Source organism: Arthrobacter sp. HMWF013, assembly GCF_003061105.1.
GTDB lineage: Bacteria > Actinomycetota > Actinomycetes > Actinomycetales > Micrococcaceae > Arthrobacter.
In genome coordinates, this window is record NZ_QAIQ01000276.1 from 1 (window position 1) to 6,811 (window position 6,811).

The window sequence follows — 6,811 nt, forward strand, 5'->3', positions numbered from 1 at the left end:
GGGCCAGTCCGTGATGCGCCGCGTCGAGGACGTCCTGGACGTCTGGTTCGATTCCGGCTCCATGCCGTATGGCCAGGTGCATTACCCGTTCCAGAACGAAGCCTGGTTCGATACCCACAACCCGGCCGACTTCATCGTGGAGTACATCGGCCAGACCCGTGGCTGGTTCTACATGCTGCACATCCTGTCCACCGCACTGTTTGACCGGCCTGCGTTCCGCAACGTCATCAGCCACGGCATCGTGCTGGGCTCCGACGGGCAGAAGATGTCCAAGAGCCTGCGGAACTACCCGGACGTCTCGGAGGTGCTGGACCGCGACGGTTCGGACGCCATGCGCTGGTTCCTGATGTCCAGCCCCATCCTGCGCGGCGGCAACCTGGTGGTCACTGAACAGGGAATCCGCGACGGCGTCCGCCAGGTCATCCTGCCGCTGTGGAACGTTTACAGCTTCTTTACGCTCTACACGAACGCCGCTGACGGCGGCCAGGGCTACGACGCCCGCCTCCGCTACGACGGCTACTCCGACACACTGGACCAGTACCTCCTGGCCAACACCGGGGACCTGGTCCGAAACATGACCGCCCAGCTGGACAGCTACGACATCTCCGGTGCCTGCGACGAACTCCGCAGCTACCTCGACATGCTCACCAACTGGTACGTCCGGCGCAGCCGCCAGCGCTTCTTCGACGAGAGTGTTGACGCCTTCGATGCCCTTTACACAGCGTTGGAGACCGTCTCCCGCGTGGCTGCCTCACTGTTGCCGCTGGTTTCCGAAGAGATCTGGCGCAGCCTCACCGGCGGCCGGTCCGTGCACCTGGCCGACTGGCCGGAGGCTGGCCTGTTCCCCTCCAACCCGGCGCTGGTGGAAGCCATGGACCGCGTCCAGCAGATCTGCTCCACCGGATCCTCGCTCCGCAAGGCCGCCAACCTGCGCGTCCGCCTCCCGCTGCAGGAACTGACAGTCGTGGCACCCGGCGCGGATGCGCTGGGAGGCTTCGCCGCCGTCGTCGCCGACGAACTGAACATCCGTTCAGTCCGCCTGCTCGACGCCGAGAGCGCCTCCCCGGAGGAGTTCGGGATCGAGCAGAAGCTGGTGGTCAACGCCCGCGCTGCGGGCCCGCGCCTGGGCAAGAACGTCCAGCAGGCCATCAAGGGATCCAAATCCGGCGACTGGTCAGTCTCCGACGCCGGCGTTGTCACCGCCGGGGGACTGGAGCTGGAACCCCAGGAGTACACGCTGGAGACCGTGGTGGCTGAAGCTGCCGAGGGTGCCGGCTCACGGGCAGCCGCAGTGCTGCCCGGCGGCGGCTTCGTGGTGCTTAACACCGAAGTCACGCCGGAACTTGAGGCCGAAGGGACGGCACGCGATATGGTCCGCGCCATCCAGCAGGCCCGCAAGGATGCCGGACTGAACGTCAGCGACCGTATCCGGACCACCGTCACGGCCGGGCAGCAGGTCCTTGATGCCCTGCTGGCCAACGCCGGGCTGGTCAAAACCGAAACCTTAACCCTGGAGCTGGACACCGTGCCGGCCGAATCGAGCGAACCGCTCATCACCGTCGAAAAGACAGAGGCCTAGGATATGACCGACGAATTCTCCGTGGAAAGTGTCTACGCCGAGCTGCTGGGCCGCGCTCCGGAAAACAAGATGGAACCACGCCTTGCGCCGCTGTTCCGTGCCATGGATGTCCTGGGGGAGCCCAACAAGGCCTTCCCGATCATCCACGTGACCGGCACCAACGGCAAGACCTCCACCGCCCGGATGATCGAAGCCGGGCTGCGTGCCCACGGCCTGAGCACCGGCCGCTACACCAGCCCGCACCTGTCCAGGGTCACTGAACGGATCAGCATTGACGGCCACCCTGTGTCGGATGAGACGTTCGTCCGTATCTGGGATGAGATCCGCCCCTACCTGCAGATCGTCGACGACGAACTCACCGCAGCCGGCGAGCCCCGGCTCACGTACTTCGAATGCCTGACCATCCTGGGCTTCGCAGTGTTCGCCGACCAGCCCGTCAACGTCGCCGTCGTTGAGGTGGGCCTGGGCGGGATTACCGACGCCACCAACGTCGGGGACGGCCAGGTATCAGTGATCACCCCCATCTCCCTGGACCACACGGACCTGCTCGGCGACACCACCGAGGACATCGCCCACGAGAAGGCCGGGATCATCAAACCCGGGGGTTTCCTGATCAGTGCGGCCCAGCCCGTGGACGCTGCACAGGTGCTGCTGGAAAAGGCCAAGGAAGTCTCCGTGCCCTTCAGGTTTGAAGGAGTGGAGTTCGGCGTCGAATCCCGGACTGTCGCCGTGGGCGGACAGGTGGTCAGCATCCAGGGCATCGCCGGCCGGTATCCGGAACTGCTGCTGCCGCTGCACGGAGCGCACCAGGCCCAGAACGCGGCCGTTGCCGTGGCTGCACTCGAGGCATTCTTCGGCGGCGAAAAGGAACTCGACGCCGAAGTCCTGCAGGAAGCCTTCGCGTCTGTGACCTCGCCGGGCCGGCTGGAAGTGGTCCGGACGGCGCCCACCATCATCGTGGACGCCGCCCACAACCCCGACGGAATCCGGGTCTCGGCCGAAGCGATCCAGGAGGCCTTCAGCTTCACCCGGCTGGTGCCGGTGGTGGGGGTGCTCAAGGAGAAGGACGCCGAAGAAATCCTGCGCCAGCTCAAGGAATCCCTCGGTGAGATTGCGGAGGAATACTGCTTCACCCAGTCCAACTCGCCGCGGGCAGTACCGGCAGCCGAGCTGGCTGAACTCGCAGTGGAGATGGGTTTCGGCGAGGACAACATCCACATCGCCGAAAAGCTCGACGACGCCCTCGAATGGGCCGTGGAACGCGCCGAAGCCAATGACGACCTTTCCGGTGGTGTCCTGGTGACGGGGTCCATCACCCTGGTGGCCGAGGCACGGATCCTGCTCGGAAAGACGGAGGCCTAGCTATGGCCAGACTGACCAAGGCCCAGCGGGAATGGCGCCCCGGGATGCCCAGGAAGCGCCGGTCCACGAAAGTAATGTTCGCCTCCACCGTCCTGCTGCTCGAGGCGTTCGTGGTGTTTTTCGCCACCCTGGCCGTTTTCGGACTCAAGCGCGGGGAGTTTCCGCCGGCTCTGATCCTGGGCACCGGAATCGCCCTTAGCCTGGTCATGATCTTCGCGTGTGCGGTGCTGTCCAGGCCGTGGGGTGTGGCGCTGGGCTGGATCCTGCAGATCGTGCTGATCCTGACCGGGATTGTTGAACCCATGATGTTCCTGGTGGGCGCCCTGTTCGCCCTTGCCTGGTGGTACGGGATCAGGACCGGCATCCGGATCGACTCCGAGTCCGCGCAGCGCGACCGTGACCAGGCCGAATGGAACGCGGCGCACGGGGACTCCCCGCAAGCCTCGTAGAATTGTCCCGAAACCCCACCAACGCATTGGAGCAGTTGTGAGCATTGAGCGCACCCTAGTTTTGATCAAGCCCGACGGCGTGGCCCGCAATCTCAGCGGCGCCATCCTGAGCCGCATTGAGGCAAAGGGCTACACCCTCGCCGAGCTGAAGAAGGTTGAGGCCAGCCGCGAGCTTCTGGAGCAGCACTACGAGGAGCACGTGGGCAAGCCGTTCTACGAGCCGCTCGTGGAGTTCATGCTCAGCGGGCCGGTAGTGGCAGCCATCTTCGAGGGCCACCGCGTCATTGAAGGCTTCCGCTCCCTCGCCGGAACCACCGATCCCACCACTGCCGCTCCGGGAACCATCCGCGGCGACTTCGGCCGCGACTGGGGACTGAAGGTCCAGCAGAACCTGGTGCACGGCTCGGATTCGGTGGACTCAGCCGAGCGCGAGATCAAGATCTGGTTCCAGGGCTAGGCAACGCGGGGTCATTCAAAGCCCATTCCAGGCTGTTTATCGGGCGTTAAATGACCCCGCCCTGCACACACAAGAGCCCCCGTTTCGTCGGAAACGGGGGCTCTTTTGTGCGCCTGCTAGAAACCGGACGTACCCGCGAACACCTGGATGAAGGCGAAGAAGATCGTGGCAATCACTGCCACGTAAAGCAACGCCGTGATGATCCAGCCCGAGTCGCCGAGCAGGCGCGCCGCGCCGGCCGGGACCGGGATGACACCATGGGTGACGTTCCGGATGGTCACCCAGACGAACAGCGGGATCATTGCCGCCCAGACGATCATGCAGAACGGGCACAGGATATGGATCGAGTACAGGGCCTGGGACCACAGCCACACCACAAAGGCGAAGCCCAGGGTGACACCGGCCTGGAGCCCGAGCCAGTACCAGCGGGCGAAGGTGGCCCCGGACAGCAGGGCCGTACCGACGGCGAGGGTGACGGCGAAAGCCACAATGCCGATGAACATGTTGGGGAAGCCGAACACCGAGCTCTGCCAGGTCTGCATCACCTGGCCGCAGGAGATCCACGGGTTGACGTCGCACACAGTGGTGTGGTTGGGATCCTTGAGGACCTCAAGCTTCTCCAGGACCAGGGTCCCGGATGCCAGCCAGCCGATCAGGCTGGTGATGACCATGAGCCAGCCAAGGGGCCGGTTACGGGTCATGGGCGGAACGGCTGCTGAGGTCACAGGATCCGGGCCTGCCATGAGTTCGGCTGCGGGGCTGCCGGTGCCTGTGGCGGGGGAGATGCTGGGCATGGTTCGTGGCGTCCTTTGCGTCGGGTGCTCCTTGCCTGATTGTAACGCCGCGGGCTGGGGACAGCATTCAGCCTGGGGGCGTGCGATCCAGGTCCGGGCTTCCGCCGTCTTTCAGTCCGGGTGTGAGAGAATGAACGTGGCTGGAGGCCGACCCACATTCGGACTCCGGTCCGGTGGCTTGTTCCCAAGACCGCCAATGACGAGCAGGGCAGGCTTTGGATTCTCTGATCCGGCTTCCCGCGTCCCATTGGTCGGCACCTGGTTGTGGCATGTAGAACAACGGGTTTCAGGACACAGCCAACGGCTCCCACGGGCTGCCGCACCCCACTGCCGGTGCGAACCTGAGAGTATCCACTTGACTTCTGTCAACGCCTGCGGGTTTTGACAATATGTGCCCCAATGGGTGCCGGATGTGGCGGTACGTCAGGGGCAGGAGTGTTGCCACTATGGAAAACGAACAAGTACCAGCCGTTAATGACGAAGCAGCAGTGGCTGAAGCCGTTGAAGCGCCGAAGAAGGCCACCCGGACCCGCCGCAAAGCAGCACCCAAGGCTGCCGCCGCAGACGAAACAGTTGACGCCGGTGCCGCAACCGAGGCAGAGGCAGCACTTCCCGGCACGGCTGAAGCACTGACTCTGACCGGCGACGCCGCAGCCGCTGCGCCGGTAGCCAAGGCCCCCGTCCGCCGGACACGCGCACGCAAGGCAGCCGAGCCGGCAGAACCGCTGCCCGCCTTCGCCGCCGAAGCCACGGAAACACCCGCTGCTGCAGAGCCTGCTGCCGTGGAGGCTGCCGCCGCGGTTCAGGGTGAAGAGATGGCCGTCGACACGAAACCTGTCCGGCGCCGCCGCGTTGCCACCCGCAAGGCCTCAGCCCCTGAGACTGTTGAGCTGGAAACTGCCGCAGCCCCTGAAACTGCTGCTGCCCCGGAGGCCGCTGCTGTTTCCGAGGCCGACGCAGCAACCGGACCTGAGGCAGCCCCTGAAGTTCCGGAACAGCCGGCTGTACCGGCGCCGGTACAGCAGGAAGCCGCCGTCCAGGAGACAGCTGCCCCGGCGACGGAACCCGCCCGCGCCGAGGCGGCCAGTCCCTTCGGTTCACTTTTCCTGGAACCGGGCTCGTCCACGTCAGTGCTTTTCCAGGCGCCCGACCTGAGCACCGTGGTACGCCCCGCTCCGGCCGCCGTTGCCGCTGCTGCTGAGCCTGAAGAGGACGACGCCGAGGACGGCGAAGCGGACGACGCCAACGGCCGCCGCCGGCGCCGCAGCCGTGGCCGCCGCGGACGCAGCCGTACCGACGACACCGAAAACGTCGCCGAAGCTGCCGAAGGCGGCCAGGACGGCGCCGCCGAAGACGACGAAGAGTCAGCAGGCCAGGCCGAAGAGGGCGTGACGTCCCGCCGTCGCCGGCGCCGCCGCCGTGGTGACCAGGACCTGGAACTGACCGGCGGGGAAGGCGACGATCCGCCCAACACGGTGACGCGTGTCCGCGCACCGCGTGCCGCCACCGAAGCTCCGGTCAATAACCGCGTGACGTCCGTGAAGGGCTCCACCAGGCTCGAAGCCAAGAAGCAGCGCCGGCGTGAATCCCGCGATACCGGCCGCCGCCGTACGGTGATCACCGAGGCCGAGTTCCTGGCCCGGCGTGAATCCGTTGACCGGCAGATGATCGTCCGCCAGCGCGACGACAGAATCCAGATCGCCGTCCTTGAGGACGGCGTCCTGGCCGAGCACTTTGTCTCCAAGACCCAGCAGGACTCCCTGATCGGCAACGTTTACCTCGGCAAGGTGCAGAACGTGCTGCCTTCCATGGAAGCGGCGTTCGTTGACATCGGACGAGGCCGCAACGCCGTCCTCTACGCCGGCGAAGTGAACTGGGACGCCGTCAACCTCGAAGGCAAGCAGCGCCGGATCGAAAACGCCCTCAAATCAGGCGATACCGTCCTGGTCCAGGTCACCAAGGACCCCGTAGGCCACAAGGGCGCCCGCCTGACCAGCCAGATCTCCCTCCCCGGCCGCTACCTCGTGTACGTGCCCGGCGGCTCCATGACCGGCATCTCCCGCAAGCTGCCCGACGTCGAACGCAACCGCCTCAAGCGCATCCTCAAGGACCGCCTCCCGGAGCACGCCGGCGTGATCGTGCGCACCGCTGCCGAAGGCGCCTCCGAAGA

Annotated in this window: 6 protein-coding genes; 5 read left to right on the plus strand and 1 reads right to left on the minus strand. The window is 65.7% G+C overall.

The window, feature by feature from the left end; genetic code table 11:
* The 4 genes from DBR22_RS10900 to ndk form a co-directional block, all read left to right on the plus strand.
* Window positions 1-1,579, plus strand: a 1,579-nt coding sequence (locus DBR22_RS10900; RefSeq protein ID WP_146187471.1) for a class I tRNA ligase family protein, incomplete at its 5' end; no start/stop codon positions are given.
* A 3-nt stretch (window positions 1,580-1,582) separates the two neighbouring features.
* Window positions 1,583-2,941 (plus strand): bifunctional folylpolyglutamate synthase/dihydrofolate synthase, encoded by a 1,359-nt coding sequence (locus DBR22_RS10905; protein ID WP_108599033.1) that lies wholly within the window; start codon window positions 1,583-1,585, stop codon window positions 2,939-2,941.
* Between the two features lie 2 nt (window positions 2,942-2,943).
* A complete protein-coding gene (locus tag DBR22_RS10910) occupies window positions 2,944-3,390 on the plus strand; it encodes a DUF4233 domain-containing protein (RefSeq protein ID WP_108599034.1) in 447 nt (148 codons plus the stop codon).
* 37 nt (window positions 3,391-3,427) lie between these two features.
* The gene (ndk, locus tag DBR22_RS10915) at window positions 3,428-3,847 is read left to right on the plus strand and encodes a nucleoside-diphosphate kinase (RefSeq protein ID WP_108599035.1); all 420 of its coding nucleotides are present in this window, start codon (window positions 3,428-3,430) and stop codon (window positions 3,845-3,847) included.
* Window positions 3,848-3,963: 116 nt separating this feature from the next.
* Here ndk and DBR22_RS10920 read toward each other — a convergent pair whose 3' ends face one another.
* Complete coding sequence (locus DBR22_RS10920) at window positions 3,964-4,641, minus strand: vitamin K epoxide reductase family protein (RefSeq protein ID WP_181365130.1); 678 nt, start codon at window positions 4,639-4,641, stop codon at window positions 3,964-3,966.
* A 446-nt stretch (window positions 4,642-5,087) separates the two neighbouring features.
* Between DBR22_RS10920 and DBR22_RS10925 the strand changes: the two genes are divergently transcribed.
* Window positions 5,088-6,811 (plus strand): ribonuclease E/G (locus DBR22_RS10925; RefSeq protein ID WP_181365131.1); only part of this gene is annotated, 1,724 nt, incomplete at its 3' end.

Coding starts and splice junctions, on each gene's coding strand:
- DBR22_RS10920 (WP_181365130.1), bottom strand. CDS start 4,641: ATGCCCAGCATCTCCCCCGCCACAGGCACCGGCAGCCCCGCAGCCGAA.
- DBR22_RS10905 (WP_108599033.1), top strand. CDS start 1,583: ATGACCGACGAATTCTCCGTGGAAAGTGTCTACGCCGAGCTGCTGGGC.
- DBR22_RS10910 (WP_108599034.1), top strand. CDS start 2,944: ATGGCCAGACTGACCAAGGCCCAGCGGGAATGGCGCCCCGGGATGCCC.